Annotated in this window: 21 protein-coding genes; 6 read left to right on the top strand and 15 right to left on the bottom strand. The window is 69.9% G+C overall.

Going from position 1 to position 26995, the window contains the following annotated elements; genetic code table 11:
- Nucleotides 1–146 precede the first annotated feature (146 nt).
- From AC3ANK_RS00905 to AC3ANK_RS00895, 3 genes are read right to left on the bottom strand one after another with little or no spacing between them, the layout of a single operon-like run.
- Nucleotides 147–2645, bottom strand: coding sequence for a spermidine synthase (locus tag AC3ANK_RS00905; protein WP_484171861.1), 2499 nt, complete (start codon nt 2643–2645; stop codon nt 147–149).
- Nucleotides 2642–3391 (bottom strand): protein-L-isoaspartate(D-aspartate) O-methyltransferase, encoded by a 750-nt coding sequence (locus tag AC3ANK_RS00900; protein ID WP_484171860.1) that lies wholly within the window; start codon nt 3389–3391, stop codon nt 2642–2644. The genes AC3ANK_RS00905 and AC3ANK_RS00900 overlap by 4 nt, the downstream gene beginning before the upstream one ends.
- 44 nt (nt 3392–3435) lie before the next feature.
- The gene (locus AC3ANK_RS00895) at nt 3436–4182 is read right to left on the bottom strand and encodes an NYN domain-containing protein (RefSeq protein ID WP_206862515.1); all 747 of its coding nucleotides are present in this window, start codon (nt 4180–4182) and stop codon (nt 3436–3438) included.
- Between the two features lie 192 nt (nt 4183–4374).
- Here AC3ANK_RS00895 and tal point away from each other — a divergent pair, with 192 nt between their 5' ends.
- The 3 genes from tal to AC3ANK_RS00880 all read left to right on the top strand — a co-directional run bounded on the left by tal (nt 4375) and on the right by AC3ANK_RS00880 (nt 8120).
- Nucleotides 4375–5325, top strand: a complete 951-nt coding sequence (tal, locus tag AC3ANK_RS00890) for a transaldolase (RefSeq protein ID WP_484171859.1) — start codon at nt 4375–4377, stop codon at nt 5323–5325.
- Between the two features lie 207 nt (nt 5326–5532).
- On the top strand, nt 5533–6855 hold the full coding sequence (locus AC3ANK_RS00885; protein WP_242525345.1) for an MFS transporter: 1323 nt from the start codon (nt 5533–5535) through the stop codon (nt 6853–6855).
- The gene (locus tag AC3ANK_RS00880; protein WP_484171858.1) at nt 6852–8120 is read left to right on the top strand and encodes an NAD(P)/FAD-dependent oxidoreductase; all 1269 of its coding nucleotides are present in this window, start codon (nt 6852–6854) and stop codon (nt 8118–8120) included. The genes AC3ANK_RS00885 and AC3ANK_RS00880 overlap by 4 nt, the downstream gene beginning before the upstream one ends.
- A 3-nt stretch (nt 8121–8123) precedes the next feature.
- Here the strand turns inward: AC3ANK_RS00880 and AC3ANK_RS00875 are convergent, their stop codons facing one another.
- From AC3ANK_RS00875 to rhlB, 7 genes are all read right to left on the bottom strand, one after another.
- Nucleotides 8124–8588: a DUF1203 domain-containing protein gene (locus AC3ANK_RS00875; protein WP_484171857.1), complete on the bottom strand. Its 465-nt coding sequence runs from the start codon at nt 8586–8588 to the stop codon at nt 8124–8126.
- A 136-nt stretch (nt 8589–8724) separates the two neighbouring features.
- Nucleotides 8725–9600, bottom strand: a complete 876-nt coding sequence (gene rpoH, locus AC3ANK_RS00870; RefSeq protein WP_206862520.1) for an RNA polymerase sigma factor RpoH — start codon at nt 9598–9600, stop codon at nt 8725–8727.
- A gap of 294 nt (nt 9601–9894) precedes the next feature.
- Nucleotides 9895–10617 carry a uracil-DNA glycosylase gene (ung, locus tag AC3ANK_RS00865; RefSeq protein ID WP_484171856.1) on the bottom strand — a complete coding sequence of 241 codons (723 nt, stop codon included), beginning with the start codon at nt 10615–10617 and terminating at the stop codon, nt 9895–9897.
- Complete coding sequence (locus AC3ANK_RS00860) at nt 10614–11453, bottom strand: response regulator (protein ID WP_484171855.1); 840 nt, start codon at nt 11451–11453, stop codon at nt 10614–10616. The genes ung and AC3ANK_RS00860 overlap by 4 nt, the downstream gene beginning before the upstream one ends.
- Nucleotides 11450–12415 carry a permease-like cell division protein FtsX gene (gene ftsX / locus AC3ANK_RS00855; protein WP_206862523.1) on the bottom strand — a complete coding sequence of 322 codons (966 nt, stop codon included), beginning with the start codon at nt 12413–12415 and terminating at the stop codon, nt 11450–11452. Before ftsX ends, AC3ANK_RS00860 begins: the two co-directional genes overlap by 4 nt.
- Nucleotides 12412–13098, bottom strand: coding sequence for a cell division ATP-binding protein FtsE (gene ftsE, locus AC3ANK_RS00850; protein WP_206862524.1), 687 nt, complete (start codon nt 13096–13098; stop codon nt 12412–12414). The genes ftsX and ftsE overlap by 4 nt, the downstream gene beginning before the upstream one ends.
- A 158-nt stretch (nt 13099–13256) precedes the next feature.
- The gene (rhlB, locus tag AC3ANK_RS00845) at nt 13257–14990 is read right to left on the bottom strand and encodes an ATP-dependent RNA helicase RhlB (RefSeq protein ID WP_484171854.1); all 1734 of its coding nucleotides are present in this window, start codon (nt 14988–14990) and stop codon (nt 13257–13259) included.
- Nucleotides 14991–15284: 294 nt separating this feature from the next.
- Here rhlB and trxA point away from each other — a divergent pair, with 294 nt between their 5' ends.
- A complete protein-coding gene (trxA, locus tag AC3ANK_RS00840) occupies nt 15285–15611 on the top strand; it encodes a thioredoxin TrxA (protein ID WP_206862526.1) in 327 nt (108 codons plus the stop codon).
- A 297-nt stretch (nt 15612–15908) separates the two neighbouring features.
- On the top strand, nt 15909–17576 hold the full coding sequence (rho, locus tag AC3ANK_RS00835; RefSeq protein ID WP_206862527.1) for a transcription termination factor Rho: 1668 nt from the start codon (nt 15909–15911) through the stop codon (nt 17574–17576).
- A gap of 72 nt (nt 17577–17648) precedes the next feature.
- Here rho and AC3ANK_RS00830 read toward each other — a convergent pair whose 3' ends face one another.
- Nucleotides 17649–18509, bottom strand: coding sequence for an energy transducer TonB (locus AC3ANK_RS00830; RefSeq protein ID WP_484171853.1), 861 nt, complete (start codon nt 18507–18509; stop codon nt 17649–17651).
- A gap of 115 nt (nt 18510–18624) precedes the next feature.
- Here AC3ANK_RS00830 and AC3ANK_RS00825 point away from each other — a divergent pair, with 115 nt between their 5' ends.
- Nucleotides 18625–20457 carry a monovalent cation:proton antiporter-2 (CPA2) family protein gene (locus AC3ANK_RS00825; RefSeq protein WP_206862529.1) on the top strand — a complete coding sequence of 611 codons (1833 nt, stop codon included), beginning with the start codon at nt 18625–18627 and terminating at the stop codon, nt 20455–20457.
- Nucleotides 20458–20682: 225 nt separating this feature from the next.
- Here the strand turns inward: AC3ANK_RS00825 and AC3ANK_RS00820 are convergent, their stop codons facing one another.
- The 4 genes from AC3ANK_RS00820 to AC3ANK_RS00805 all read right to left on the bottom strand — a co-directional run bounded on the left by AC3ANK_RS00820 (nt 20683) and on the right by AC3ANK_RS00805 (nt 26857).
- A complete protein-coding gene (locus tag AC3ANK_RS00820; protein WP_484171852.1) occupies nt 20683–24009 on the bottom strand; it encodes an ankyrin repeat domain-containing protein in 3327 nt (1108 codons plus the stop codon).
- Nucleotides 24002–24271, bottom strand: coding sequence for a YcgL domain-containing protein (locus AC3ANK_RS00815; RefSeq protein WP_206862531.1), 270 nt, complete (start codon nt 24269–24271; stop codon nt 24002–24004). Before AC3ANK_RS00815 ends, AC3ANK_RS00820 begins: the two co-directional genes overlap by 8 nt.
- Before the next feature lie 169 nt (nt 24272–24440).
- Complete coding sequence (cydB, locus tag AC3ANK_RS00810; RefSeq protein ID WP_206862532.1) at nt 24441–25454, bottom strand: cytochrome d ubiquinol oxidase subunit II; 1014 nt, start codon at nt 25452–25454, stop codon at nt 24441–24443.
- Nucleotides 25454–26857 carry a cytochrome ubiquinol oxidase subunit I gene (locus AC3ANK_RS00805; RefSeq protein WP_206862533.1) on the bottom strand — a complete coding sequence of 468 codons (1404 nt, stop codon included), beginning with the start codon at nt 26855–26857 and terminating at the stop codon, nt 25454–25456. The genes cydB and AC3ANK_RS00805 overlap by 1 nt, the downstream gene beginning before the upstream one ends.
- Nucleotides 26858–26995 lie beyond the last annotated feature (138 nt).

Here is a 26995-nt window from a genome sequence, read left to right as displayed (position 1 = left end):
ACCGTTCTTCCGTCGTCCCGGCGAAGGCCGGGATCCAGGCCCGTAACGCAAGGCCACTCCCTCACCGGCAATCCACCACTCCGTCATTCCAGCGAAAGCTGGACCCATTTTGCTCTCGCTCCAGATCGTCATTCCGCGAAGCGGCCCTAACGCACATCACCCCGCCACACCCACGCTGCCGCCCCATACAACACGACCGCGATCACCAGCGTCGCCCGCAAGCCGATCGCGATCGCCAGCAGCAACGCCAGGATCGCCGCGATCACCGACGCGCAACCGTTCAACCCCCACGCCCACGGCACGAACGCCGGCGCGCTGCGCGACAGCCGCGCGAGACCGAGCGGAAACGGCATGCCCATCGCGAACGCGAGCGGCGCGATGCCGATGAACCCCAGCAGCGCGCGCAACGCCAACGGCCACGACGACGCCAGCGCATGCGCCGCCGCGAAGACGGCGATCTGCCACGCAAGTCCCAGCACGATCGCCCGTACCGCCCACGCGATGCGCGAGGCGAGCGCGGCGTCATCGGGCTGCGATCCGGACATCCAGCGTTGTGCATGCAGGCTGCCGAGCCCCGCGCACAGCAGGATCGCGGCGAGCCCGACGTTCGCCGCCAGCCATGGATGCCCAACCAGCAACGTCAGGCGCGCGAGCGTGGCGATCTCTACCAGAAGGAACGCCAGCCCCAACGCGAGGAAGTACGCGCCGACGCGCAGCCGCGAAGGCGGCGCCGCGCCGCCATCGCGCGACAGCGCGCGCAACGGCAGCAGCACGAGCACGAGCGCCAGCACCATCGCCTGCACCAGCGTCGCCACCAGCACGAGATAACCCGAATCCAGCAGCACCGCGCCGCCCTGCGCGCGCAGGCGCCACAGCTCCGGCAGGCTGCGCCAGCGGAAGAAATGCCCGAAGTACGGGCGATCGTCGCGCGCGGGCTCGATGTCGAAGCGGTACGCGCGGACGTACGCGCGCGCATCCGCCGACAGCAGCGCCTGCACGCCGTCGAACAGCGTCGGCGGTTCGAGCAGGTGGAAGCGCTCGCCCGCACGCGCACGCCATCCGGGCGCGTGCACGACATCGAATCCATGACGGTCGGCGAAACGCAGCAGCGCGCCCGCCGCTCGCGGCTCGATCGCGGAGCGCGAGAGCAGCCACGTGCTCGCATCCCAGTTGCGGATCGCCGCCACGTGGCGCGACGGATCGGCCACGCCTTCGCCACGCAGCGCTTCGACGACGGTGCCGAAGAGCTTGAGTTCGTCGCGTGGCGGCTGCTTGCTCCAGCGCGTCGCGACCACCATGCCGTGTGGCGTGAGCGTTCGCAGGTAATCGCGCATCGCCTCGACGGTGAGCGCGTACTGCTCGCTCGCCGACTGCACGCCCGCGCCGCCGCTGGCGAAGGATTCGCCACCTGCGAGCACGACCAGGTCGTAGCGGTCGCGGATCGTGCGGACGAACGCGCGCGGCTCGGCGACGAAAGCGCTCACGCGCCGGTCGTCGAAAAGATGGCCCGAGTAGGCGCCGAAATCCCCGCGAATCCACTGCATGCGCTGGGCGGACGCTTCGACCGCGTCGACATGACGCGCGCCGAGCGTGAGCGCCTGCAGCACCTCCATGCCGCCGCCTGCGCCGAGCACGAGCACGCGATCGGGCGTGCGCATGCGATACGGCAGCGCCGAGGTCATCGCTTCGAGCCACTGTCCGTCGGAGTGCCCATCGTCGCGCACGATCGGCGACATCGCATCGCCATCGGTGTAGAGCGCCAGTTGCGCCGGCGGCTCGGCGGCGTGCGACAGGCTCAGGCCCGGCGCGTACCGGATCGGCACGCGCGGGCTTTCGACCATCGCGAAACTGCCGTAGGGATCGGATCGCTCGGCGATCACGCGCGCGCCCGGCAGCAGCAGCGTCTTGCTCAGTCCCTTGAACTCGTTCGGGCGCGGCGCGAGCAGCTGCGTGGGCCAGGTCATCAGCAGCGCGAGTGCGACGACGCATGCGGCCACGCGCGCCGCGACGCTGCGTGCGATCAGCCACGCCGCCACCGGTCCGCACAACGCCGCGATCAACAGCCCGTAACGCACCGGACATGCACTGGCAGCGAGCGCGGCGAGCGCGCCGATCGCAGCGCCGACCAGATCGGCGCCGTACAGCGCCGGGATGCGCGATCCGTGTCGCGCGAATGCGAGGCCGAAGCACGCCGCCGCGAAGAAGAACGGCACCGACAAGGTGAGATACAACGCGCCGAGCCACAGCAGCTGGCGCGGATTCCACACCAGTTCCAGCCCGTTGAACGGAATGGCGCGCGCGATGACCAGCGTGATCGCCGCACTCGCCGCGAACAGCAACGCGCACGCGGCGAACGCCGCGTCGAAATCGCGTGCGAGCCGCGCGTGCCGCGCGCCGCGCAACCACAACGCCAGCCACGTACCGCTGGCGCCGTGGCCGAGCAGCGCGAGGCTGATGATCATCACCGCGAACGGATGCCAGTGCGCGATCGCGAGCCATCGCATCAACAACAGCTGCCACGCCAGCGCGGCGGCCGACAGCAGCGCGATGGCGATGGGAAGCGCGATGGAATGTCCGGCGGCCCGTGCATCCGCGCGTTCGCCGGCGGACGCGAAGCGCAACGCCGCGGGGTCGGACGCGCTCACGGGCCACCGGTGAGCGGCACGAAGCGCACCGGCAGTACCTGCCGCGTGCGCACGCGACCACGCGCGTCCTTCTCCACCAGCAGCAGCGTCTGCGTGAAAAAGCTGCTGCCCACCGGGATCACCATGCGTCCGCCGGGCTTGAGCTGTTCGACGAGTGGCGGCGGAATCGGCGATGCCGCGGCGGTGACGACGATCGCGTCGAACGGCGCGTGTTCCTTCCAGCCGTAATAGCCGTCCGCCGTGCGCGCCTGCACGTTCGGATAGCGGCGCAGGCGCTGCGCCGCCTGCTTCGCCAGCGGCGCGACGATCTCGACCGTGTACACCTTCGCCTGCGTTTCGGCGAGCACCGCCGCCTGGTAGCCCGATCCGGTGCCGATCTCCAGGATCGCCTGCCCCGCGCGCGGCTTCGCCAGCGTGGTCATCAGCGCGACGATGTATGGCTGCGAGATCGTCTGCCCATGGCCGATGCCGAGCGGCCGGTTCTCGTAGGCGTCGTCGCGTTCGCTTGCCGGCACGTACTCGTGGCGCGGCACGCGCGCGAGGACGTCGAGCACCGCCGGATCGATCCGCCTCGCCGTGCCCGCGTCGGCGCGCGACTGTTCGCGCAGTTCGGCGATGAGCGCGGCGCGCGGCGCGGCATGGGGATCGGCCGCCCTCGCCGGCGGTACGAGCGTCGCCGCGACGAACAACGCCAGCGCCACCGCGCAGCGATGCGGGACCCGCGCGAGGGCGACGCCGCCGTCCATGGCGCGAGTCTAGGCCGGGGGGCGTTAGCGTCCCGGCAACGCGGTCATTCCTTCTTCGCCGCGGGCGGACGCTTGCGCGGCCGCAAACGCACCCACACGACCTGCTCGTCCTGGCGCACTTCGAACACGCCGGTGGCCTCGATCAGGTCGCGCAGCTTGCGATAGCCGTAATTGCGCGAATCCAGCGAGGCGCGGTTGGCGATCTGGTGGCCGACCGCGCCCAGGTGCGCCCAGCCGTCGTCGCCGCTGGCGGATTCGACCGCGCCGCGCAGCACGCGCATCAGGCGCGTGTCTCCGCGCAGTTCTTTCTCGGGTCTGGGCAGCGTGGCAGGCGCTGCGGCCTCGCTGGTCGGCTGGCCCAGGGCTTCCAGGTAGGTGAACTTCGAGCACGCGTTCACGAACGGCAGCGGCGTTTTCTTCTCGCCAAACCCATACACCTTCACGCCATCGGTGAGCAGGCGCATCACCAGCGGGGTGAAGTCCGCGTCGCTGGACACGATGGCGAACGCGTCGAGGTTGCGCGCGTACAGCAGGTCCATGGCGTCGATCACCATCGCCATGTCGGAGGCGTTCTTTCCGGTGCTGTAGGCGAACTGCTGGATGGGGCGGATCGCGTATTCGTGCAGCGTCGCCTCCCAGCCCTTCAGGTGCGGGCTCTTCCAGTTGCCGTAGGCGCGGCGCACGTTGGCCGCGCCATAGCGGGCGACCTCGGCCAGGATCACGTCGATCTTGCCGGCCGGCGCGTTGTCGGCGTCGATCAGCAGGGCGATGCGGCGCTCGGGTTCGGCCATGGCGGATTCCGGGGACGCGCCGGGGCGGCGTTGCGGCGAGCCTAGCGCAGGCGCTTGCGTCCGGTGCAACGCGGCCATCACGACCCGGTCCCGCAATGCGCCACGACAGGCGGGGTAGCGCTACCCCGTGCACGCGCGATCCCCCACAATGGGGCGGAACCCTCGACACGACCCTCGACAGCAACCCCCACCATGACCAACCAGCTCGAACAACTCCGCGCCTACTCGGCCGTCGTGGCCGACACCGGCGACATCGATGCGATCGCCCGCTTCCACCCGCTCGACGCCACCACCAATCCCTCGCTGCTGCTCAAGGCCGCGTCGCTGCCGCGCTACGCGCCGCTGATCGACTCGGCGATCTCGCAGGCGCGCGGCACCGATCTGGCCGCGCGCGTGTCCGACGCCGCCGATCTGCTGGCGGTGACGGTAGGCGTGGAGATCCTCAAGCTCATCCCCGGCCGCGTTTCGACCGAAGTCGACGCGCGCCACAGCTTCGACACGCAGGCCACGCTGGCGCAGGCGCGCAAGCTGGTCGCGCTGTACGAACAGGTCGGCATCGGCCGCGAGCGGCTGCTGATCAAGATCGCCTCGACGTGGGAAGGCATCCGCGCCGCCGAGCAGCTCGAGCGCGAAGGCATCAACTGCAATCTCACGCTGCTGTTCTCCTTCGCCCAGGCCGTGGCCTGCGCGGAAGCGGGCGTGTTCCTGATCTCGCCGTTCGTGGGCCGCATCCTCGACTGGCACCTGGCCAACGGCGCCGGGAAGCCGGCGACGCCGCAGGACGACCCGGGCGTGCAGTCGGTCACCCGCATCTGGCAGCACTACAAGCGCCACGGCTTCGACACCGTGGTGATGGGCGCGAGCTTCCGCAACACCGGGCAGGTGCTGGCGCTGGCCGGTTGCGATCGCCTGACGATCTCGCCGGATCTGCTGCACGCGCTGGCCGATGCCGAAGGCGAGGTGCCGCGTGCGCTGGTGGACAGCGGCGAACGCGCGCCGGCGCCGGCACGCATCGACGAACGCACCTTCCGCTGGGACCACAACGAGGACGCGATGGCGACCGACAAGCTCGCCGACGGCATCCGCAAGTTCGCCGCCGACCAGCGCAAGCTGGAGGCGATGCTGGCGCAGCGGCTGGGGTAAGCATTCAGGCTGCTGCGTGATGCACTGGAAGCCCGGCGCGTGCCGGGCTTCCTGCTTCTGTAGCCCGGGTAAGGCCGAAGGCCGCACCCGGGTGAGGGCCGCATCGACGCAACCCGGGTGCGCTTCGCTTACCCGGGCTACAAGGGCGGCGTCAACGCGTCATCGGGTTCGTTCGGGCAAACTATCGGCATGGATGCCACCGCCCCGATGACACCCACCCAGCGCCTGCGCAGCATCTTCAGCGGTTCGGTCGGCAATCTGGTCGAGTGGTACGACTGGTACGCCTACTCCGCGTTCGCGATCTATTTCGCGCCGCACTTCTTCCCCAAGGGAAACACCACGGCGCAGCTGCTCGACACGGCGGCGGTGTTCGCCGTGGGCTTCCTGATGCGTCCGGTCGGCGGGTGGCTGATGGGCCTGTACGCCGATCGCCACGGCCGCAAGGCCGCGCTGATGCTCTCGGTGCTGCTGATGTGCGCCGGCTCGCTGCTGATCGCCCTCGCGCCCGGCCACGAGCGCATCGGCGTCGCCGCGCCCGCGCTGCTGGTGTTCGCGCGATTGCTGCAGGGCCTCAGCGTGGGCGGCGAGTACGGCACCTCCGCGACGTACCTGAGCGAGATGGCCGAGTCGAAGCATCGCGGTTTCTGGTCCAGTTTCCAGTACGTCACGCTGGTGATGGGCCAACTGCTCGCGCTGGCGCTGCTGGTGCTGCTGCAGCGCGCGTTCCTCACCGAGGAGCAACTGCACGACTGGGGCTGGCGTATCCCGTTCGTGGTCGGCGCGCTGTGCGCGCTGACCGCGCTGTGGCTGCGGCGCGGCATGCAGGAGACCGAATCCTTCGCCGTCGCCAGGACGCGCGAGCGCACGCAGCGAGGCAGCCTGCGCGTGCTGCTGCAGCATCCGCGCGAAGTGCTCACCGTGATCGGCCTCACCATGGGCGGCACGCTGTCGTTCTACACGTTCACCACGTACCCGCAGAAGTTCCTGGTGAACACCGGCGGTTTTAGCAAGGCCGATGCGACGCTGATCTCCGCGATATCGCTGTTCGTGTTCATGCTGCTGCAGCCGCTGGTCGGCGCGCTGTCGGACCGCACCGGGCGGCGTCCGATCCTGATCGCCTTCGGCGTGCTCGGCACGCTGTTCACCTACACCATCCTCAGCGGCATCGCGGCCTCGCGCACGGTGATGGACGCGTTCTTCTGGGTGATGTCGGGCCTGCTGATCGTCACCGGCTACACATCGATCAACGCGGTGGTGAAGGCCGAGCTGTTCCCCGCGCACATCCGCGCGCTCGGCGTCGGCCTGCCGTATGCGCTGACGGTGTCGGTGTTCGGCGGCACGGCGGAGTACATCGCGTTGTGGTTCAAGCAGATCGGCCACGAATCGTGGTTCTACGTCTACGTGACCGCGTGCGTGGCGGCGTCGCTGTGCGTGTATGCGCTGATGCGCGACACCCGGAAGCACTCGCGCATCGACCGCGACCACGACATCGCCGACCATCTCGACTGCAACGCAAGGGAACGCGCATGACGGATTCAAACGCACGTCCGCACGTGATCATCGTGGGCGGCGGCTTCGGCGGCCTGTGGGCGACGCGCGCGCTCGCCGGCAACGACGTCCGCATCACGCTGATCGACCGGCGCAACCACCACCTGTTCCAGCCGCTGCTCTACCAGGTCGCGACCGCCGGCCTGTCGTCGCCCGACATCGCCGCGCCGCTGCGCCACATCCTGCGCAACCAGGACAACGTCGAAGTGCGACTGGGCGAAGTCATCGGCCTGGACATGCAGGCGCGCACGGTGTCGCTCGCCGATGGCGATGCGTTGCGCTACGACTACCTGCTGCTCGCCAGCGGCGCGACGCACGCGTACTTCGGCCACGACGAATGGAGCAAGGATGCGCCCGGCCTGAAAACGCTGGACGACGCGCTGGCGATCCGCCGTCGCCTGCTGCTCGCGTTCGAACGCGCCGAAGCCTGCGACGATCCCGCCGAACGCGACGCGTGGCTGAACTTCGCCGTCGTCGGCGGCGGCCCGACCGGCGTGGAGCTCGCCGGCACGCTGGCGGAGATCGCCCGCCACACGCTCACCCGCGAGTTCCGCAACATCGATCCCTCGCACGCACGCGTGCGGCTGATCGAAGCCGGGCCGCGCGTGCTCGCGTCGTTTCCCGAATCGCTTTCGGAGAAGGCGCGCAGGCAGTTGCAGAAGCTCGGCGTGGACGTCGTCACCGGCACGCCGGTGAATGCGATCGATGCGAACGGCTACACGCTCGGCGACACGTTCGTTCCCTCGCGCACGGTGCTGTGGGCCGCGGGCGTGGCGGCCTCGCCGCTGGGCGCGCTGCTCGGCGTGCCGCGCGATCGCGCCGGCCGCGTGCCGGTGGAGGCCGACCTGAGCGTGCCCGGGCATCCGGAGATCTTCGTCGCCGGCGACCTCGCCAGCGTGCAGCAGGACGGCAAGCCCGTGCCCGGCGTCGCGCCCGCCGCGAAGCAGATGGGCGCGCACGTGGCGAAGGCGATCCAGGCGCGGCTGACGGGCCGTCCTTCGCCCGCGTTCCGCTATCGCGACTTCGGCAATCTCGCGACGATCGGCCGCATGGCGGCGGTCGTCGACCTGCACGGCTTCAAGCTGTCCGGCCTGCTCGCGTGGTGGTTCTGGCTCGCGGCGCACGTGTTCTTCCTCATCGGCTTCCGCAACCGGCTGATCGTGCTGCTCAATTGGGCATGGTCGTACTGGAGCTACCAGCGGCACGCCCGGATCATCCTCGGCCGCGACGCACCGCCGCCGGGCTGATGTTCATGCACGCGTGACGCGGCACGCGTAGCAGCCGTAACGCGCGAAGTGCACGTGCAGGTAGCCGACGTCGGCGCGATCGAAGAAGCGCACGATGAGCGATTCAATCGCCGCGCCTTCGACGACGTCGGCGATGCGCATCATGCCGTCGTCGCCGTAGGCGCGGATCGAGAGCGGGCGGCGGCGCAGTTGTTCGGGAACTTCGCCGATGGCCGGCGTCGTGTCCGTTGCGTTCTCGCGCACGAAGATCGGGCCGGATGCGCGGTACGGCGTGGCGACGGTATGGTGCTCGTACGGCAACAGCGCCAGGCGTTCGCCCGGCTCCGCATCGCGCAGGCTCACGCGACAGGGAAACGATGCGGCCTGGTCGGCGACGACGCGGCGGATGTCGCGCGCGGCGAGTTCGTCGTCGGTGAGCGCGAACAGCGGCGCGAACCGGGCAGCGGGCAGTGCGTGGATGCGGAACATGACGGGCTCCTGTTGGATGCCGTCATGCTCGCCGCGACGCGCGGGGTTCGATATCCGATCCTTGCGGCGAGTCGGGGGGCCGCAACGAAGAACGGCCCGGTTTCCCGGGCCGTTTCGCATGCATCGCGTTGCCGACTTACGCCGCGAACAGCGCGCGCATCTTCTTCAGCGCGTTGGCTTCGATCTGGCGGATGCGTTCGGCGCTGACGCCGTACTCGTCGGCCAGTTCCTGCAGCGTGATCTTGCTTTCCGAATCCAGCCAGCGGCGCTTGACGATGTCGCGCGAGCGCTGGTCCAGGCCCGACAGGCCTTCGCGCAGCAGGGCGAGGTGGTTGTCCTCCTCGTCCTCGCGCTCGTACGCCTGCGAGGGGTCCTCGGCGTCGGCGCGCAGGTAGGCGACCGGCGACGGCGGCGCGTTGTCGTCGTCCTCGTCCGGCGCATCGAAGCCGATGTCGCGGCCCGACAGGCGCGATTCCATCTCCAGCACTTCGCGCTCGGACACGTTGAGGTCCTGCGCGACGGCGCGGACTTCCTCGGCGTTCATCCAGCCCAGGCGGGTCTTGGACTTGCGCAGGTTGAAGAACAGCTTGCGCTGCGCCTTGGTCGTGGCGACCTTCACGATGCGCCAGTTCTTCAGGATGAACTCGTGCATCTCGGCGCGGATCCAGTGCACCGCGAAGGACACCAGGCGCACGCCCTGGTCGGGGTCGAAACGCTTGACCGCCTTCATCAGGCCGATGTTGCCTTCCTGGATGAGGTCGCCCATCTGCAGTCCGTAGCCGTTGTAGCCACGGGCCACGTGGACGACGAAGCGCAGGTGGGAATGCACCAGCTCACGGGCGGCGTCGAGGTCCTCTTCGTCGCGGAAGCGGCGCGCCAGGGCCTGTTCGTCCTCGGCGGTGAGCACCGGGATGCGGTGCACGGCGTTGACGTAGGCATCCAGCGAACCGAGCGCGCTCGGCACCGGGAGGTTGTTGGAGACCAGCGGGAGGGACAGGGTGTTCTGGGTCATGGGGGGCATCTTAGCAGTCGATATGGTGGTCTGCTAAAGGTCGAAAGGGCCTCAGTGTTTCATGGATGGGATAAAGCGAGGAACGAGCCAGGACGGAACGAGAAGTGAGAGGAAGCGGCGTCGCTTCGCGTCTTGTTGGCTTGCAAATCAATCATTTGCGCCGTGAGCGGGGCGTCGGGACCACGTGACCGCACGCCCGTGGCACGGGCCATTCATAGACCGGAACGGGGCCGGAAAGTTCACGCGAACGAACGCCGGGCCGCCCGGGCCCCGATGAGCCCGCCCAGCCCGCGTTCAGACCGGCAGCGCGGCCCGGCCAGGGAGCGACCAGTCGATCGGCGTCTTGCCATGGCGGGCGAGGTACTCGTTGGCGGCCGAGAAATGGCCCGAGCCGATGAAGCCCCGATGCGCCGAAAGCGGGGAGGGATGCGGCGCCTTCAGCACCTTGTGGCGGCGCGGGTCGATGACCTTGCCCTTCGCCTGCGCGTAGCTGCCCCAGAGCATGAACACCAGGCCCTCGCGCTCGCGGTTGAGCACGTCGACCACGTGGTCGGTGAAGCCTTCCCAGCCCTTGCCCTGGTGGGCCCCGGCCCGGCCTTCCTCCACCGTCAGCACGGCGTTGAGCATCAGCACGCCCTGCCGCGCCCACGGCAGCAGGCAGCCGTGGTCCGGCCGCGGGAGGCCGAGGTCGCGCTGGATCTCCTTGAAGATGTTGTCCAGCGACGGCGGCACCGCTACGCCGGGCTGCACCGAGAAACACAGGCCGTGCGCCTGGCCGATGCCGTGGTACGGGTCCTGGCCGAGGATGACGACCTTGACCTCGTCGAGCGGCGTCGCGTCGAAGGCCGCGAAGATGTCCGGTCCCGGCGGGAAGATCCGCGCGCCGGCCGCCTTGCGTTCGCGCAGGAAGGACGCGAGCTCCCGCATGTCCGGCCGCTGCAGGTAGTCTCCGATCCTCGCCTTCCACGACGGGTCCAGCCGGACGCGGTCGTGGCTGCTGTCCGCCGCCTCGTTCATGCGTCCAGCGCCGCCTGCTCCGGCAGTCGCGCCAGGCGCAGCTGGAACAGCGTCTTCGTCACCAGCAGGCGTTCCTCGATCGGCTTGAGCACCAGATCGTTCGCGCCCGCGCGGATCAGTGCGCTCTGGTTGTCGGCGTTGCCGTCGCCGGTCATCACCAGCACCGGCAGGCGACGCTTGCCGTGGCCGTAGTCCTCGCGCAGGCGGGCGAGCAGGTCGTTGCCGCCCAGTGCGCCCTTCAGGTAGACGTCGGTCAGCACGAGATCGCAGCCGATGTCGTCCTGTCCACGGTGCGTTTCCAGGTAGTCCAGCGCCTCTTCCACGCCGACGAAGTGCAGCACGGTCAGGCCGTGGCGTTCGAGCATGCGCTTGGTCGCCAGGGCGACGACCTTGCTGTCCTCGACGTAGAGCACGCGCGCGCCCGGGATCGGCTGCGGCTGCACGTAGCCGCGGATGAACGCCGCCAGCGCGGTGTGGCCGAGCGATTTGTCGAAGTAGTCGGTGACGTCTTCGGTGAAGCGGCGCGATTCCAGGTGCGACTGCGCATCGCCGGAGACGACGATGATCGGCACGTACGCCTGCCCCGCCGATTCGCGCACGGCGCGCGCCAGCGCGATGCCGTCGCCGTCGGGCAGCACGAGCGAGGTCGTCACCAGGTCGACCGCGCCGTTCGCGAGCGCCGCGCGCGCCTCGGCGATGTCGGCGCAGGGCACGACGACCGCGTCGGTGAGTTCGCGCGCGAGCACGTCGCCGATCAGCTTGCGCACCAGCCTGGAGCCGTCGACCACCATGATCCGGGGCGCGGCGCTGGCGAGATGGCGGAGGTCCTGGCTCATGTCGTCGGTCGCGTCTGGCGCAGGTAGTGGCCGGTCACCAGGCCGGCACCGATCCAGCCGAGCAGGCCGGCGCCGATCACGATCGCAATCGCGTCGACCAGATCGAAACCACGCAGCGCGAAGCGGCTTCCGTAACTCTGCGCGAGCGCGGCGAGCGGCTCGCGCAGCGCGTGGTCGGCGGCGGTGAGCAGCGCCAGCGCGAGCACGCCGGCGACCAGGCCGTAGCTCAGGCCGAGGTACAGGAACGGCCGGCGGATGAAGCCGTCGGTGGCGCCGAGCTGCTGCAGCACGGCGATTTCCTCGCGGCGCGACTGGATGTCCAGCCGCACCGTGTTGCCGACCACCAGCAGCGCGCCCAGGCCGAGCAGCAGCGCCAGCACCCACGCCAGGCGCACGCCGAAGCGCAGCCACTGGTCCAGGCGCTGGCGCCACGCGGCGTCGTGCTGGACGACGTCGACTTCGGGCAGCGTGCGCAGCGAATCGGCGAGCATCGTCTCGTCGCCCTTCGGCGTCACGATCAGCACGCTCGGCAGCGGATTGCCTTCCACCGCGGTGATCGCCTCCGCGAGGCCGCTGCTGCGGCGCAGTTCTTCCATGCCCTGCTCGGGCGTGCGCAGGTCCAAGGTGGCGATGTCGCCACGGCCGCGCAGCTGGTCGGCCAGCGCGCGGGCGCGGTCGAGCGTGATCTGGGGCTTGAGGAACAGGCTGATCTGCCGCGACTGCTCCACGGTGCCGGTAAAGCGTTCGACGTTGCCCAGCGCCGCCCACAAACCGAGCGGCAAGGTGATCGCCACCGCCATCACGCCGATGGTGAGCGCGGTCGCCCACGGCTTGCGCAGCATGCGGCCGACGCTGGCGACGAGGCTGTAGACGTGGTGGTCGAACCACGTGGCAAGCCGGGAACGCGCGCCCGAATCCGGGCGCGACGGACGGGTCGATGCATTGGCGGTCGGCGCGCTCACTGGGCCAGGTCCTCCGGCGAAATGTCGTCGACCAGGCGACCCTGGTTGAGCACCAGCACGCGCTTCTTCATGCGCTTGACCAGCGCGAGGTCGTGGCTGGCGACCAGCACGCTGGTGCCGAGTTCCGGCAGCGATTCGAACAGCGCCATGATCTCGGCCGACAGCGTGGGATCGAGGTTGCCGGTCGGTTCGTCGGCGACCAGCAGGCGCGGTTCGCCGACGATCGCGCGGGCGATGCCGACGCGCTGCTGCTCGCCGGCAGACAGTTGCGATGGCAACGCGTTGGCGCGGGCGCCCAGCGACACCTTGTCGAGCACCGCGCGCACGCGCTTGCCGATGTCGCCACGACGCATGCCGCGCAGGATCAGCGGCAGCGCGACGTTGTCGGCGACGCTGCGATCGCCGAGCAGGCGGTGATCCTGGAACACGACGCCGACGTCGCGGCGATGCAGCGCGATGCGGCGGCCACGCACCTTCAGCAGGTTGCGGTCGCCGAACACGACGGTGCCGCGGCTGGGACGTTCGGACAGGTGGATCAGCTTGAGCAGCGTGCTCTTGCCGGCGCCGGAATGGCCGGTGACGAACAGCATTTCGCCCTGCGCGACGTCGAAGCTCACTTCGCTCAGCGCGTCATGGCCGCCGTCGTACCGCTTGCTGACGTTGTCGAAGCGCAGGACGCTCATCGCTCACCGGTGAACACACACGTGCCGCCCAGTATCGGCGGCACGGGCGGCGCTGGCTAGGGCGAAATCGACCGCGGCGCGCAAACCGCGACGCGGTTCGCGACGGACGCGATCATCAGAGCCGGGCCGCTCGCATGGAACGGCGCCTGGGGGGTTCCTTAGTGCTGGCTGCGCGGCGAACGCGAGATCAGCGACTTCAGGCCACGGCCGATGCGATGCAGCAGGCCGAGCTTGTCGCCGTCCTTCGCGGCCGGCTTGCCGGCGGCCTTCTGCGCATGGACCTGGGTCGGCGACTTCGGTCCGGTCTGCGCGGGCGCGGCGGCCTGCGTGGCGACGTCGGCGCCTTCGATGCGACGACCGCCACGACGGCGACGGCGCTTGCGCGGGGCGCGTTCGGTGTCGCCCGTCGGCGGCGTCGCCGCCTCGACGGCCTGGTGCGCCTGCGCGGCGGCATCGACCACCGGCTGTGGACGCGGCTTGCGCTCGCCACGCGGCGCGCCATCGCGGCTTTCGCCGCGACCACCTTCACGACGCCCGCCTTCACGACGGCCCTCGCTGCGACCACCGCCCGGCTTGCCGCCACGGCTGCGGCCACCGCCGCGGCGTTCTTCATCGGCCGCGCGCTGCTCGCGCGCTTCCTTGAAGATCGAACCGATGCTTTCGTTCTCGCCCTCGCCTTCGGCGCCTTCCGGCACTTCGCGCGGCGGGCGCGGGATGGCGACCAGCAGGTCGGCCTCGACCGCCGCCACCGGCAGCTTCTGCTCGATGTAGGCCTCGATGTCCGGCAGCGACATCGCGTAGCGCTCGCAGGCGAAGCTGATCGCGTCGCCTTCCGCGCCCAGGCGCGCCGTGCGGCCGATGCGATGGACGTAGTCCTCCGCATCGAACGGCAGGTCGTAGTTGTAGACGTGCGAGACGCCGTCGATGTGCAGGCCGCGCGCGGCCACGTCGGTGGCGACGAGGATTTCCAGCTGGCCCTTCTGGAAGCGGTTGAGCAGCGTCTCGCGCTTCTTCTGCGGCACGTCGCCGGACAGCACGCCGACGCGGTAACCGCCCTTCTCCAGCGCGCGCGCGACGCGTTCGACGAACGCCTTGGTGTTGACGAACACCATCGTCCGCGCGCCTTCGCTGCGCGAGAGCAGGCCCAGCAGCAGCGGGATCTTCTCGTCGTCGGCCGGGAAGAACACCTTCTGGCGCACGCGCGCCGCGGTGACGGTCTCGGCCTCGACGACGAGCTTCTCCGGCTCGTTCATGTGCTCGTACGCCAGCTCCAGCACGCGGTGGCTGAGCGTCGCGCTGAACAGCAGCGTCTGGCGCTCGGTGCGGATCGGCATGCGGCGCAGCAGGAAGCGGATGTCCTTGATGAAGCCCAGGTCGAACATGCGGTCGGCTTCGTCCAGCACGCACATCTCGCAGGCGTGCAGCGACACGACCTTGTGCTGCTTGACGTAGTCGATCAGGCGGCCGGGCGTGGCGATGATGATGTCGGCGCCCTTCTGCAGCAGCTCGCGCTGCTTGTCGTAGTCGACGCCGCCGTAGACCAGGGCGAACTTCAGGCCGAGGTCGGAACCGAACTTCACCGCGTCCTTGTGGATCTGGATGGCGAGTTCGCGCGTCGGCGCCAGGATCAGCGCGCGCGGGTCTTCCGGCTTGCGCTCGGCCAGCGCCGGACGCGTCAGCAGGCGGTTCATCACCGCGACCAGGAAGGCCAGCGTCTTGCCGGTGCCGGTCTGCGCCTGGCCGGCGACGTCGCGGCCCTGCAACGCGATGGGAAGCGTCAGCGCCTGGATCGGCGTGCAGCGGGTGAAGCCGGCGGCTTCGAGCCCGGCCAGCAGGCTCGGATGCAGGTCGAACGAGGAAAAGGAAACGTCGGTTAGAGGCTTGTCGCTCATCAGCTTGGAAGTCCGCGCGCGCCGTGCAGTTGCGGCATGCAATGTTGCGTTGGCGCGCTTGCGTGGGTGGCGTCCGCATCGCAGACTGCCGGGGCCGGGCCCGCTCGGGCGCCGGCTCGGAAAGGGGTCGGGAACCGGCCGGATCGGACCGCTGGTCCGGGCTTGAAGTCCCCGCGAAACGCCCCAGTTTACCGTAACGACCGATCCGGCACGCCCGTCGGGCAAGCCGGGCCGATCAACCGCCCGAAGGCCGGCCCAGGGCCGGCCGTCATGCCCCACCCGCAGGAGAGTCCCGTGAGCGAGAAAATTTTGCACGTTGGCGATGCCGACTTCGACGCCGCCGTGCTGCAGTCGTCCGAACCGGTGCTGGTCGATTTCTGGGCCGAATGGTGCGGCCCGTGCAAGATGATCGCACCGGCCCTGGACGAGCTCGCCCAGGCCTACGACGGCAAGGTCAAGATCGCCAAGGTCAACGTGGACCACAACCGCGCCACGGCGATGAAGTACCACGTGCGCTCGATCCCGATGCTGCTGCTGTTCAAGAACGGCCAGGTCCAGGCGACCCAGATCGGCGCCGTCGGCAAGGCCCAGCTGAGCCAGATGATCGACAAGGCGATCTGACGCCTTCCGCTGCACCGGCCCTCTCCCGGCGAGGGAGAGGGCAAGGGCGGGACTGCGACCGCCCAACCGCCTGTTGCTTCAGGCTTTCCTGCCCACCCCGGCAGACGTGAACGCCTCCTGTCCCGGCGCTTGCCGCCGCGCGAAGGCAGTGCTAGTTTCATTCCACCCGGCGTTCCTGACCTTCCGCGACGTAGCCCGTACGGACCCGTCTCGCGCCGCACCCCACTTTCGAAACCATCGTCCCTGACGTTCCGCTCGCCCTCTGCGAGCGCTCGCCGCTTAGCGAGGATTCCCTGCTTGTCCGATAACACCCCTGACGCCGGCGAAGTCGCCGAGAAGCGCGTGCGCAAGGCGCGCGTGAGCAAGGCCGCCGACAACGCGCCGTCCGCCGTCTCCACCGAGTCCGCCCCCAGCGAAGCGCCCGCGCCGCGCGCCGAAGCCCCGGCTCCGGCCGCCGAAGCCGCCGCGCCGTCCGAGTCCCGCGCCGAAGGCGCCTCCGCCCACGGCGGCGAAGGCGGCCAGTCGCGCGAAGGCCGCGATTTCGAAGGCGGCAACCGCGGCAATCGTCGCGACCGTTTCCGCAACCGCCGCGAGCGCCAGCGCGAACGCTACCGCGACCAGAACGGCGGCATGCAGGACGACGGCGGCAACGGCGAACAGTTCGTTCCGCGCCCGCATCCGCAGGTGCCCGAAGGCTTCCCGCAGTACTCGCTGGGCGACCTCAAGCGCATGCCCACGCCGAAGCTGCTGGAGATCGCCGAGCAGCTGAACATCACCGACGGCGTCGCCCGCGCGCGCAAGCAGGACGTGATCTTCGCCCTGCTCAAGGTGCTGACCCGCCACGGCGAAGGCGTGGCCGCCGACGGCGTGCTGGAAATCCTGCCGGACGGCTTCGGCTTCCTGCGCGCCGCCGAGGCCAGCTACCTGGCCGGCCCGGACGACGTGTACATCTCGCCCAGCCAGATCCGCCGCTTCAACCTGCGCACCGGCGACCACCTGTCCGGCCGCATCCGCTGGCCGAAGGATGGCGAGCGTTACTTCGCCCTGGCCGTGGTCGACACGATCAACGGCGAGCCGCTGGAAGCGTCGAAGAACAAGGTCCTGTTCGAGAACCTGACCCCGCTGTTCCCGCGCAAGCGCTTCCGCCTGGAGCGCGGCGACGGTTCGACCGAGGACATCACCGGCCGCATCCTCGACCTCATGGCGCCGCAGGGCAAAGGCCAGCGCGCGCTGATCGTCTCGCCGCCCAAGGCGGGCAAGACGATGATGATGCAGCAGGTGGCCACGGCCATCACCAGCAACCATCCGGACGTCCACCTGATCGTGCTGCTCGTCGACGAGCGCCCGGAAGAAGTGACCGAAATGCAGCGCACCGTGCGCGGCGAAGTGGTTTCTTCCACCTTCGACGAACCGGCCGGCCGCCACGTGCAGGTCGCCGAGATGGTGATCGAGCGCGCCAAGCGCCTGGTCGAGCACAAGAAGGACGTCGTGATCCTGCTCGACTCCATCACCCGACTGGCGCGCGCGTACAACAACGTCGTGCCGTCCTCGGGCAAGGTGCTCACCGGCGGTGTCGACGCGAACGCGCTGCATCGCCCGAAGCGCTTCTTCGGCGCCGCACGTAACGTGGAGGAAGGCGGTTCGCTGACCATCATCGCCACCGCGCTGATCGACACCGGCAGCAAGATGGACGAGGTGATCTACGAAGAGTTCAAGGGCACCGGCAACTCCGAAGTGCACCTGGACCGCCGCATCGCCGAGAAGCGCGTCTATCCGGCCATCAACATCAACCGCTCCGGCACGCGTCGCGAAGACCTGCTGATCGAGCCGGAGCTGCTGCAGAAGATCTGGATCCTGCGCAAGCTGCTGCACGGCATGGACGAGATCGGCGCGATGGAGTTCCTGCTGGACAAGATGAAGACGACCAAGTCGAACGACGAGTTCTTCAGTTCGATGAAGCGTTGAGGTCCGTCGAAGCAGTACAAGAAAAACGCCCCGCATTGCGGGGCGTTTTTCATGGCGATGCGGAATCGGCCATCAGCCGTCCAGACCACTCAGCAGTTTCGGCCCGGTGGGACGATCCGGGTAAATCCCCCCGACGGCGATCGCATCGGGGGCCTGCATGGCCGCATCCCAGTTGCGCCACGGAACCGACTGACGCGGCCCCGGCACGTATGCGATCCACTCGCCGACCTTCTCCTCGGGTCGCGCCGAATGGATGAAATCCACTGGCACGCGCGCCGATATGAACGGCTTGTCGGCATCCTCGCCGCGCGTGGGATAGTTGAACCGCCAGCGGCGCGCGACCTTCATGGCCGCGGCAGTCAGAAGCTTGCGGTAACGTTCCATTTCCAGTTCAGTGCCAACCGCCCGCAGGTTCACCTGCTCTGCGATGACGTCCTCGACCGTGCCGTCGCGTCCGATACGTACCACCAGGTACACCACGCCGCCGACGCCATCGTAGACCGCCTCGGTGGGGTAGGCCGGCCGTTCGAGCTTGCCTCGCGCGCTCGGCGACTCGTCGTTGTCTTCGGCTGTTCGCCCGAAATTCACGCCGGCGATTCGTAGCTTGAAGTGGTCGCCATCGGGGCGGGCCACCAATCGCAGCCCCATAGGTGAACGAGCCCGGACCGCCTTGCCGTCGACCAGCACCGGTTCGAAGCGCCACGCGCGAATGATCGGGTCGATCGCCGCGACCATGGCCGGGGTCAACGCCTTCTGCTGGTCGATCTGGTAACCGGCCACGCGGCCGTCGGGTTCGATGTCGATCGCCCCCTGCACCAGCACGCTGGCTTCGACCTGCTTGCGAACCTCGCCCCGGGTATTGGCCGCTTCCGCGACGCCGTTTCCCGACAGAAGTGCCCACGCCAGCATCCATCCCCACGCCATCTTGTTCATTGCGTCCCTACCCCTTTCCCTGCGTCTTCGTGACGCCGCAGCCAGCCTAACCCAACCCGACCACCACCGCGCGCAGCGCTGAGCACGGGCATAATTCCCACACACGGAGGCGATCATGCACGGCGGCGGTCTGGAACTGGCACTGGTATTCCTGCTGGCCGCGGTCATCGCGGTGCCGGTGTTCCGGCGTTTCGGGCTGGGCGCGGTGCTGGGGTACCTGGCCGCGGGCGTGACGCTCGGGCCGTACGGGCTGCGGTTCGTCGCCAACGCGGAGCCGGTGCTGGCCGCGTCGGAAATCGGCGTGGTGATGCTGCTGTTCGTGATCGGACTGGAGCTCTCGCCGTCGCGCCTGAGGGTGATGCGCAAGCCGATCTTCGGCGCGGGCGGCGCGCAGGTCGCGCTGAGCGCGCTCGCCATCGGCGGCGCGGCGATGGTCGCCGGCGCGTCGTGGAAGCCGGCGCTGGTGATCGGCATGGGCCTGGCGTTCTCGTCCACCGCGATCGGCCTGCAGCTGCTGTCCGAACGCAAGGCGATGACCACCGATCACGGCCGCCTGTCCTTCGCGATCCTGCTGTTCCAGGATCTCGCGGCGATCCCGCTGCTGGCCGCGATTCCCCTGCTCGGCCGCGCCGCCGCGGCCGACACGCAGTTGGGCTGGGCCGAAGTGGCCCGGGCGCTGGGCGCGATTGCCGCCGTCGTCATCGGCGGGCGCTTCATCCTGCGCCAGGTGTTCCGCATCGTGGCGCGCGCGCAGATGCCGGAAGTGTTCACCGGCGCCGCGCTCCTCGTCGTGCTCGGCACCGCGTGGATCATGCAGGGCGCGGGGCTGTCGGCGGGCCTGGGCGCGTTCCTCGCCGGCGTGCTGCTGGCCGACTCGGAATTCCGCCACGAACTCGAAGCGCAGATCGACCCGTTCAAGGGCCTGCTGCTCGGCCTGTTCTTCATGGCCGTGGGCATGAGCATCGACCTCAACCGCGTGCTGTCCGAGCCGCTGCTCATCACCGGGCTGGCGCTCGCGCTGTTGCTGGTGAAGTTCTCGATCCTGTATTTCGTCGGCCAATTCCCCGGTGGCCTGAACACGCGCGAATCGCTGCGCCTGGGCGCCGTGCTCGCGCTGGGCGGCGAGTTCGCCTTCGTGGTGTTCAACGAAGCGGTGAAGGCGGCGCTGATCGACGATCCCACGCGCGACCGCCTCGTCGCCGCGGTCGGCATCTCGATGGCGCTCACGCCGCTGCTGGTGATCGCGATGGCGCGCGCGATCTCGGCCGCGCCGCGCGCGCAGGAGCGCGCGTTCGATTCGATTCCCAACGACCAGCCCGAAGTGCTGATCGCCGGCTTCGGCCGCTTCGGGCAGATCGTCGCGCGCCTGCTGGTGGCGCAGCACACGCGTTTCATCGCGATCGAGCACAGCGCCGACCAGGTCGACTTCGTTCGCCGCTTCGGCAACCCGGTCTACTACGGCGACCCGGCCAAGCCCGAGCTGCTGCGATCGGCCGGCGCGGACCAGGTGAAGGTGTTCGTCATCGCCATCGACAGCATGGAGGAAAGCCTGCGCACGGTGGAGACGATCCGGCGGCTGTATCCGAACGCGACGGTGTTCGCCCGTGCGCGCGATCGCCGCCACACGTGGGAACTGATGGACCTGGGCGCGCGCGCGATCCGCGAGACGTTCTACAGCAGCCTGAAGATGGGCGAGAAGGTGCTGGTGGAACTGGGCGTCGCCGAGAACGTGGCGCGCGACCACGCCGAGCAGTTCCGCGAACACGACCTGCGCCTGCTGCACGCGCAGTACCTGATCCGCGACGACGAGGACGCGCTGCTGCAATCCACGCAGGATGCCCGGCGCGAACTGGAAGAACTGTTCGACGCCGATCGCGGTACCGGCGTGCTGAACGAGATCGCCGATGCGACGCGCAAGGACATGGCGTCGGTCGACGAGGAAGAGTGACCGGTCGCGCGGCGACGCCGCTCCCGTAGCCCGGGTAAGCGCAGCGCACCCGGGGAACACGCCTGTTGGGCGAGACCGTCAACGGTCGCAGCCAACGCGCCGGACGAAGGCACGACTTCGCCCAGCGACGTCACGTCGTCGCGGCACTTGGGCTCGCTTGGCGCTTCCGCATAACCCGGGTGCGCTTCGCTTACCCGGGCTACAAAAGCGCTGTTTCGTCGGAACCTAGCGCGGCTCGCGCAGGAACCTCGCCATCGACAGGTTCTGTCCCGGGGCCGCGGGCGCGAATTCCGCCGCGATGTCGATGAAGCCGCGCATGACCGCGATCTCGCGCGGCGTGCGGTTGAGCGCGTCGCGCAGGTCCGGGTCGGCGCCGGCGCGCAGCAGGAACTGCACCACGCGCGGCAGGCCGTGCAGCGCGGACAGGTGCAGCGGCCCGAAACCGCGCGGGTCCTTCGCATCGAGCGACGCGTCGTGGTCGATCAACAGTTGCAGGCCGGCGATCAGCACGTCCTCGTCGGCATCGCTGCCCGGTTCGGCGCGCGCGCCGAGCAGGAGCAGCAACGGCGTCGCGCCCGCCGCCGGCTGGTCGGCATCCACGCCGGCCAGCAGCAGCGTGTCGAACAGCGCGACCAGGCGCGAACGCTCGCGCGCGTTGAAGCCGTACATCGCCGCGCAATGCAGCGCCTGCCGGCCCTGGGCGTCGCAGGCCTGCACGTCGGCGCCGGCGGCGAGCAGGCGCGCGGCCAGATCGGTGAGGCCCAGCGCGCACGCGACCATCAGCACGGTGAGATCGCCCGGCAGGCGCTGTTCCAGCGGCGCACCGGCGGCAAGCAGGCGATCGACGATGTCCGCGTGGCGCATGCTCACCGCGGCCGAAAGCGGCGTCGCGCCGGAATTCGCGGTGCGCTGCGGATCCGCGCCGCGCGCGAGCAGCAGGTCGACGACGGCGCGATGCCCGCCGCCGGCCGCGCGCAGCAGCGCGGTGCAGCCCTGCGTGTCGGTCGCATCGACCGGCAGGCCGAGGTCGAGCAGGCGACGCACCGCATCGGCGTCGCCGACGATCGCCGCGGCCGGAATGTCCTGCGCCTGCAGCGGACGGCGCGGCAGCGGCCAGCCGCGCCAGTCGAGCCAGTCCGCCAGATCGCGACGCCCCGACGACAGCGCGACGCCGAGCGGCGTCTGGCCGTCGGCGGCGAGCAGGTCGGGCGCCGCGCCATGCGCGACCAGGCGCTTGAGCATGCCGTCGCGCCCGAGCGCGGCGGCGAGGTGCAGCGCGCTCATGCCATGGCTGTCGCGCGCGTTGAGGTCGGCGCCGATCGCGAGCAGGCGATCGAGCAGCCGCGCCCATCCGAGGCGGACGGCGAGTGCCAGCGGCGGATCGCCCGCCGGCGAACGCGCGAACGGATCGGCACCGCGATCGAGCAGCTCGAGCGCGAGGTTCTCCAGCGTCGCCGAATCGCGCGCGCCGCCCTGCGAGGCCGCGAGGAAGCGCGCCAGCCCGCCGGCACCCGCCGGCGACACCGCACGTTCGAGCAGCGCGCGCAGCGAGGTTTCCGCCTCCGGCATGCGCGCGAGCATCGCGTGCACCGGCGTGTCGCCCTGCGGATCGCGCACGTCCGGATCGGCGCCCTGCGCGAGCAGCCAGCGCACGCGCTCGGCCGAACCGATCGCGTCCTCATCGTGCAGCAACGCGCCGCGTTCCTTAGCGCTGAGCAGCTGCGCGAGGCCGCCGAGTTCCTCCGCGCGACCGTCGCGCAGGCCGTCGCGCAAGAGCACGGTCGGCGCGCGATCGGGCAGCGGCGCATCGTCGTCGGCATCGCTGAGCGCGGCCGGCAGCGGATAGGCGCGATCCAGCGCGGCGACCAGCGACCAGCGGCCGGCTTCGGCGGCGCGGTCGATCGCGCGCTTGCCGTCGGCATCGCGGTGTTCGGCCTCGCTGCCCAGGTCGAGCAGCTTCTGCACCAGCGAAGGCGATGCGGATTCGGCCATGCACGCCAGGATCAGCGCGGTGCGACCGCGCGCATCGGCGCTGGCCACCGCGTCGGCACCGGCGCGCGGAAGGTGTTCGAGCAGGCGGTCGATCAGCGCCTCGCGCGCGGCACGCGCGGCCTCGAGGAACGGCGTGCGTCCGTCGTGGTCGCGGATCGACGGATCGGCGTGCGCGCCCAGCAGCGTCGTGGCGATGTCGAGGTGCCCGGCGAACGCCGCCTCGTGCAGCGCCGTACGGCCGCGGCGATCGCGCGCGTCCACCTTCGCCTTGTGCTTGAGCAGCAGCGCCACGCCGGCCGGATCGTCCTCTTCGCCGCCGGCCGCGGCGAGCAGCGCCGGCTGGCCGTCGCCCGGCTCCGGGCGCGCGCCGCGTTCCAGCAGGAATTTCGCCAGCCGCCAGTTGCCGACCGCGCAGGCCATGCCGAGCGGGGAAAGGCCATCGCGGTTGAGCGGGTCGAGTTCGGCCGCCGCATCGCGCAGCAGCGCGGCGACGCCCGGGTCGGAACTGCGCGCGGCGTGATGCAGCGGCGTGTTGCCTTCGGCGTCGGTCAGGCGCGGGTCGGCGCCGTTGGCGAGCAGGGTCATCACCGCGTCGGGGCGGCCGTGCCAGCTGTCGCGCGTGGCGGCCAGCAGCGGCGTCATGCCGGCGTGGCTGGCGTTGAGGTCGACGCCGTTGGCGATCAGCGCGCGCAGCAGGCGCAGGTCGGGCAGCACGGCGGCGAGCACCGCGAGGCTGCGCTGATCGCGATCGTCGGCCGGCGGCGGCGCGGTGACGTCGGCGCCGAGTTCGATCAGCTCCAGCGCGCGCTCCACGCGTCCGGCGCGCGCGGCGGCGTAGAGCAGCGGTGCGAGCGGTTCGCCTTCGAGGACCGCGACCGGCTCATCGGATTCTTCCTCGTCCTCGTCGGCATCGAAGGCGAAGCCCGGCCGCGGATCGGCCGGCTCGATCTGCTGGAGCAGCGCATGCAGCGCCGGCGCGCCGAACGCGAGCACCGCCGCAAGCGCCCAGCGGGCGCCGCTCCCGAGCCATTGCGGCCACGCCAGCAGCAGCACGGCGGCGGCGATGACCAGCACGATGCCCGCCACGCCGAGGCCGCGCCACGCGCCGAGTTCGAGCTCACCCAGCGCCTGCGAATGTTCGCGCAGCGGTCCACCGTCGCGTTCCAGCCCGAGCCACAGCGGCCACAGGCGCCACAGGCCGAGCAGCCCCGCGCCGACGACCACGCTGACGCCGAGCGCGGCGGCGAGCGATCCGCTCGCGAGCAGCGACGACAGCGGCCAGGCGAGCAGCGCGGCGAGCACCGCGACGGCGCCGATCCAGACCAGCGCGAGCGCACCGGCATCGCGCAGCGCGTCGCGGCGTTCGGGCAGGCCGCCGTCGCGCCAGGCGCGCACGGCCAGTGCGTTCAACGGCTGCGCGAGCGTGCCGGCGATGGCCGCGACCACGCCGCCGAATCCGGCGAACAGGCCCAGCACGATGCCGCCGGCGAGCAGGCCGCCAACGCGCAACGGCAGCGATGCGGCGCGGGGCGCGCGGACGGAAGGCGTTGGCTCAGGCATCGGTGCCCCAGTCCTCCCGCATCGGGTCTTCGACGGACGGCGGGAACTGCAGGTGGAAACCGCGCATGACCAGGTTTTCGCGCACCACCGCCACGTCTTCGCGGGCCAGCTTGCGCTCGGGGGTCAGGGCGACTTCCAGCACGAACTGCAGCGTGCCCAGCTGCGTGCGGAGCGGTTCGGGCAGGCGCGCGAACTCGTCGCGCTGCGCGAGGTAAACGTAGGTGTCGGCCTTGCGGAGGCTCTTGTAGACGTAGGCTTGCATCGGTTCCGGCGGCGTGCGCACGCGGGGGACGGCGCGGCGAGATTTTCGCCACAGCATAACGTCGGAACGCCGGGATTCGGGATTCGGGATTGGGGTTTCGTAAAGCGCGCGTGTGAAGGCGTCCGCGAATCGGCGCCCGACCGCGTCATCGCGAATCCCCCACCCCGATTCAGTGATACCCCGCGTCCGCCGCCACCTTTCCCTTGAACACGCTGTAGGACCAGTACGTGTAGCCCAGGATCGCCGGCAGCAGGATGATCAGGCCGACCAGCACGAAGCCCTGCGACGACGGCGGCGAGGCCGCATCCCAGATCGTCAGGCCCGGCGGCACGATGTGCGGCCAGATGCCCAGCACCAGCCCGATGAAACCCAGCGCGAAGAAGCTCAGCGTCAGCACGAACGGCGTGGCGTCGCGACCGTGGCGCATCGCCGCGCGCCACAGCGCCCAGGCGTTGGCCAGCGCCAGCAGCGGCACCGGCGCGAGCCACCAGAAGTTCGCGCCTTCGAACCAGCGCGCCATGATCCGCGAGTCCAGGAACGGCAGCCACGCGCTCACCAGTCCCATGAACGCGACGACCACCAGCACCAGCGGGCGGGTGAGGCCGCGCGCGATCTCCTGCATGCGGCCTTCGGTCTTCAGGATCAGCCACGTGGAGCCCAGCAGCGCGTAGCCGAACAGCACCGCGATGCCGGTCAGCATCGAGAACGGGCTGAACCAGCCGAACGCGCCGGCCATGTACTTGCCGCCCTGCAGCGGCATGCCTTCCACCAGCGCGCCGAGGATCACGCCCTGCGCGAACGCGCACACCATCGAGCCCAGCGCGAACGCCAGCCCCCACGCGGGCTTGGCGCGGTTGGCCTTGAAGCGGAATTCGAAGGCGACGCCGCGGAACACCAGCGCGATCAGCATCAGCAGCACCGGCAGGTACAGCGCCGAGAGCACCACCGCGTAAGCCTTCGGGAACGCCGCGAGCAGCCCCGCGCCGCCCAGCACCAGCCAGGTTTCGTTGCCGTCCCAGATAGGCGCGGCGGTGTTCATCATGTGATCGAGCTGCTGCTCGGTTTCCGCGAACGGCGCGAGGATGCCGAGCCCGAGCACGAAGCCGTCGAGCACCACGTACATCAGCACGCCGAAGCCGATCACGCCGAACCAGATCACCGGAAGCACGGTCGCCATGTCCATCACACGCCCTCCTCCAGGTTCTCGCCCGCGGCGGACAGCGGTCGCGCCGGCGTCTTCTCGCCGCCTTCGGTGTGCTGCGGCGGTTCGTGCGGCAGCGGGCCCTTCTTCACCAGGCGCGTGAGGTACCACATGCCGGCGCCGAACACGATCGCGTACACGACCATGTAGACGATCAGCGACGTCATCACGCTGGCCGCGGCCAGGGTCGGACTCACCGCGTCGGCGGTGCGCAGCAGGCCGTAGATCACGTACGGCTGGCGGCCGATCTCGGTGACGTACCAGCCCGACAACATGCAGACGAAGCCCGCCAGCGTCAGCAGGCGCCAGCCGCGCAGCGCCAGGCGCGATTCGTACAACCGCCCGCGCCAGAACTGGAACAGCGAGAACAGCGCGAGGACCAGCATCAGCGTGCCGAGCCCGACCATCACCCGGAACGCATAGAACACCGGCTTCACCGGCGGGCGTTCGCTCGCGGGCACCGATTTCAGCGGCGTGATCTCGCCGCTCCACGAATGCGTGAGGATGATGCTGCCGGCGCGCGGAATCGCGAACTCGAAGTCGTTGCGCTCGGCGCGCTCGTTCGGCACGGCGAACACCACGAACGGCATGCCGTGGCCTTCGGGCTCGCTCTCCCAGTGGCCTTCCAGCGCGGCGACCTTGGTCGGCTGGTGTTCCAGCGCGTTCAACCCGTGCAGGTCGCCGACGACGACCTGCGCCGGCACCGTGATCGAGGCGAACAGCACCGCCGCCTTGAGCATGCGTTTGCCCGCGTCCACGTGCACGCCGCGCAACAGGTACGACGCGCCCACGCCGCCGATCACGAAGCATGTCGTGATGAACGCGGCGAGCACCATGTGGGCGAGCCGCACCGGGAAGGAGGGGTTGAAGATGATCGCGAACCAGTCGTCCGGATGGAACACGCCATCGACGATGCTGTAGCCCTGCGGCGTCTGCATCCAGCTGTTGGCCGAGATGATCCAGAACGTGGAGATCAGCGTGCCCAGCGCGACCATCGCGGTCGACAGGAAATGCAGCCGTTCGCTCACGCGCCCCCAGCCGAACAGCATCACGCCCAGGAACGTCGCTTCCAGGAAGAACGCGGTGAGCACTTCGTAGCTCAGTAGCGGCCCGAGGATGTTGCCGGCCTGTTCGCTCAGCGTCGCCCAGTTCGTGCCGAACTGGAAACTCATCACGATGCCCGACACCACGCCCATGCCGAAGGACACGGCGAAGATCTTGATCCAGAAGAAATACAGGTCGCGCCACAGCGTGTCGCGCGTACGCAGCCAGCGCCATTCGACGAACGCCAGCCAGCTCGCCAGGCCGATGGTGAAGGCCGGGAACAGGATGTGGAAGGAAATCACGAACCCGAACTGGATGCGCGAAAGCAGCAGGGCGTCCACGGCGTCACTCCATCGAAGGGGGCCGGGCGCAGAGTGTGCGCGCCGTCGCAGTGGGTGTCTTCGGACAGAACGTCCCACCCATGACGCATGGCCCGATCCGGCACAGCGGTGGGCTGATACGCTGCGGGGGTTTTGTCC

The sequence above is a fragment of the Lysobacter sp. SCRH-1R genome (assembly GCF_057747855.1).
The sequence above is the reverse complement of the archived record's forward strand: the minus strand, read 5'-3'. Positions and strand labels throughout refer to the sequence as shown.

Excerpts from the sequence above, each read along its gene's own strand:
- rhlB (WP_484171854.1), bottom strand. The coding sequence starts at position 14,990 with ATGAGCGACAAGCCTCTAACCGACGTTTCCTTTTCCTCGTTCGACCTG.
- AC3ANK_RS00885 (WP_242525345.1), top strand. The coding sequence starts at position 5,533 with ATGACACCCACCCAGCGCCTGCGCAGCATCTTCAGCGGTTCGGTCGGC.
- AC3ANK_RS00820 (WP_484171852.1), bottom strand. The coding sequence starts at position 24,009 with ATGCCTGAGCCAACGCCTTCCGTCCGCGCGCCCCGCGCCGCATCGCTG.
- ung (WP_484171856.1), bottom strand. The coding sequence starts at position 10,617 with ATGAACGAGGCGGCGGACAGCAGCCACGACCGCGTCCGGCTGGACCCG.
- AC3ANK_RS00860 (WP_484171855.1), bottom strand. The coding sequence starts at position 11,453 with ATGAGCCAGGACCTCCGCCATCTCGCCAGCGCCGCGCCCCGGATCATG.
- AC3ANK_RS00875 (WP_484171857.1), bottom strand. The coding sequence starts at position 8,588 with ATGTTCCGCATCCACGCACTGCCCGCTGCCCGGTTCGCGCCGCTGTTC.
- AC3ANK_RS00830 (WP_484171853.1), bottom strand. The coding sequence starts at position 18,509 with ATGAACAAGATGGCGTGGGGATGGATGCTGGCGTGGGCACTTCTGTCG.
- rpoH (WP_206862520.1), bottom strand. The coding sequence starts at position 9,600 with ATGACCCAGAACACCCTGTCCCTCCCGCTGGTCTCCAACAACCTCCCG.
- cydB (WP_206862532.1), bottom strand. The coding sequence starts at position 25,454 with ATGGACATGGCGACCGTGCTTCCGGTGATCTGGTTCGGCGTGATCGGC.
- AC3ANK_RS00880 (WP_484171858.1), top strand. The coding sequence starts at position 6,852 with ATGACGGATTCAAACGCACGTCCGCACGTGATCATCGTGGGCGGCGGC.
- AC3ANK_RS00815 (WP_206862531.1), bottom strand. The coding sequence starts at position 24,271 with ATGCAAGCCTACGTCTACAAGAGCCTCCGCAAGGCCGACACCTACGTT.
- AC3ANK_RS00825 (WP_206862529.1), top strand. The coding sequence starts at position 18,625 with ATGCACGGCGGCGGTCTGGAACTGGCACTGGTATTCCTGCTGGCCGCG.
- AC3ANK_RS00900 (WP_484171860.1), bottom strand. The coding sequence starts at position 3,391 with ATGGACGGCGGCGTCGCCCTCGCGCGGGTCCCGCATCGCTGCGCGGTG.
- AC3ANK_RS00895 (WP_206862515.1), bottom strand. The coding sequence starts at position 4,182 with ATGGCCGAACCCGAGCGCCGCATCGCCCTGCTGATCGACGCCGACAAC.
- tal (WP_484171859.1), top strand. The coding sequence starts at position 4,375 with ATGACCAACCAGCTCGAACAACTCCGCGCCTACTCGGCCGTCGTGGCC.
- ftsE (WP_206862524.1), bottom strand. The coding sequence starts at position 13,098 with ATGAGCGTCCTGCGCTTCGACAACGTCAGCAAGCGGTACGACGGCGGC.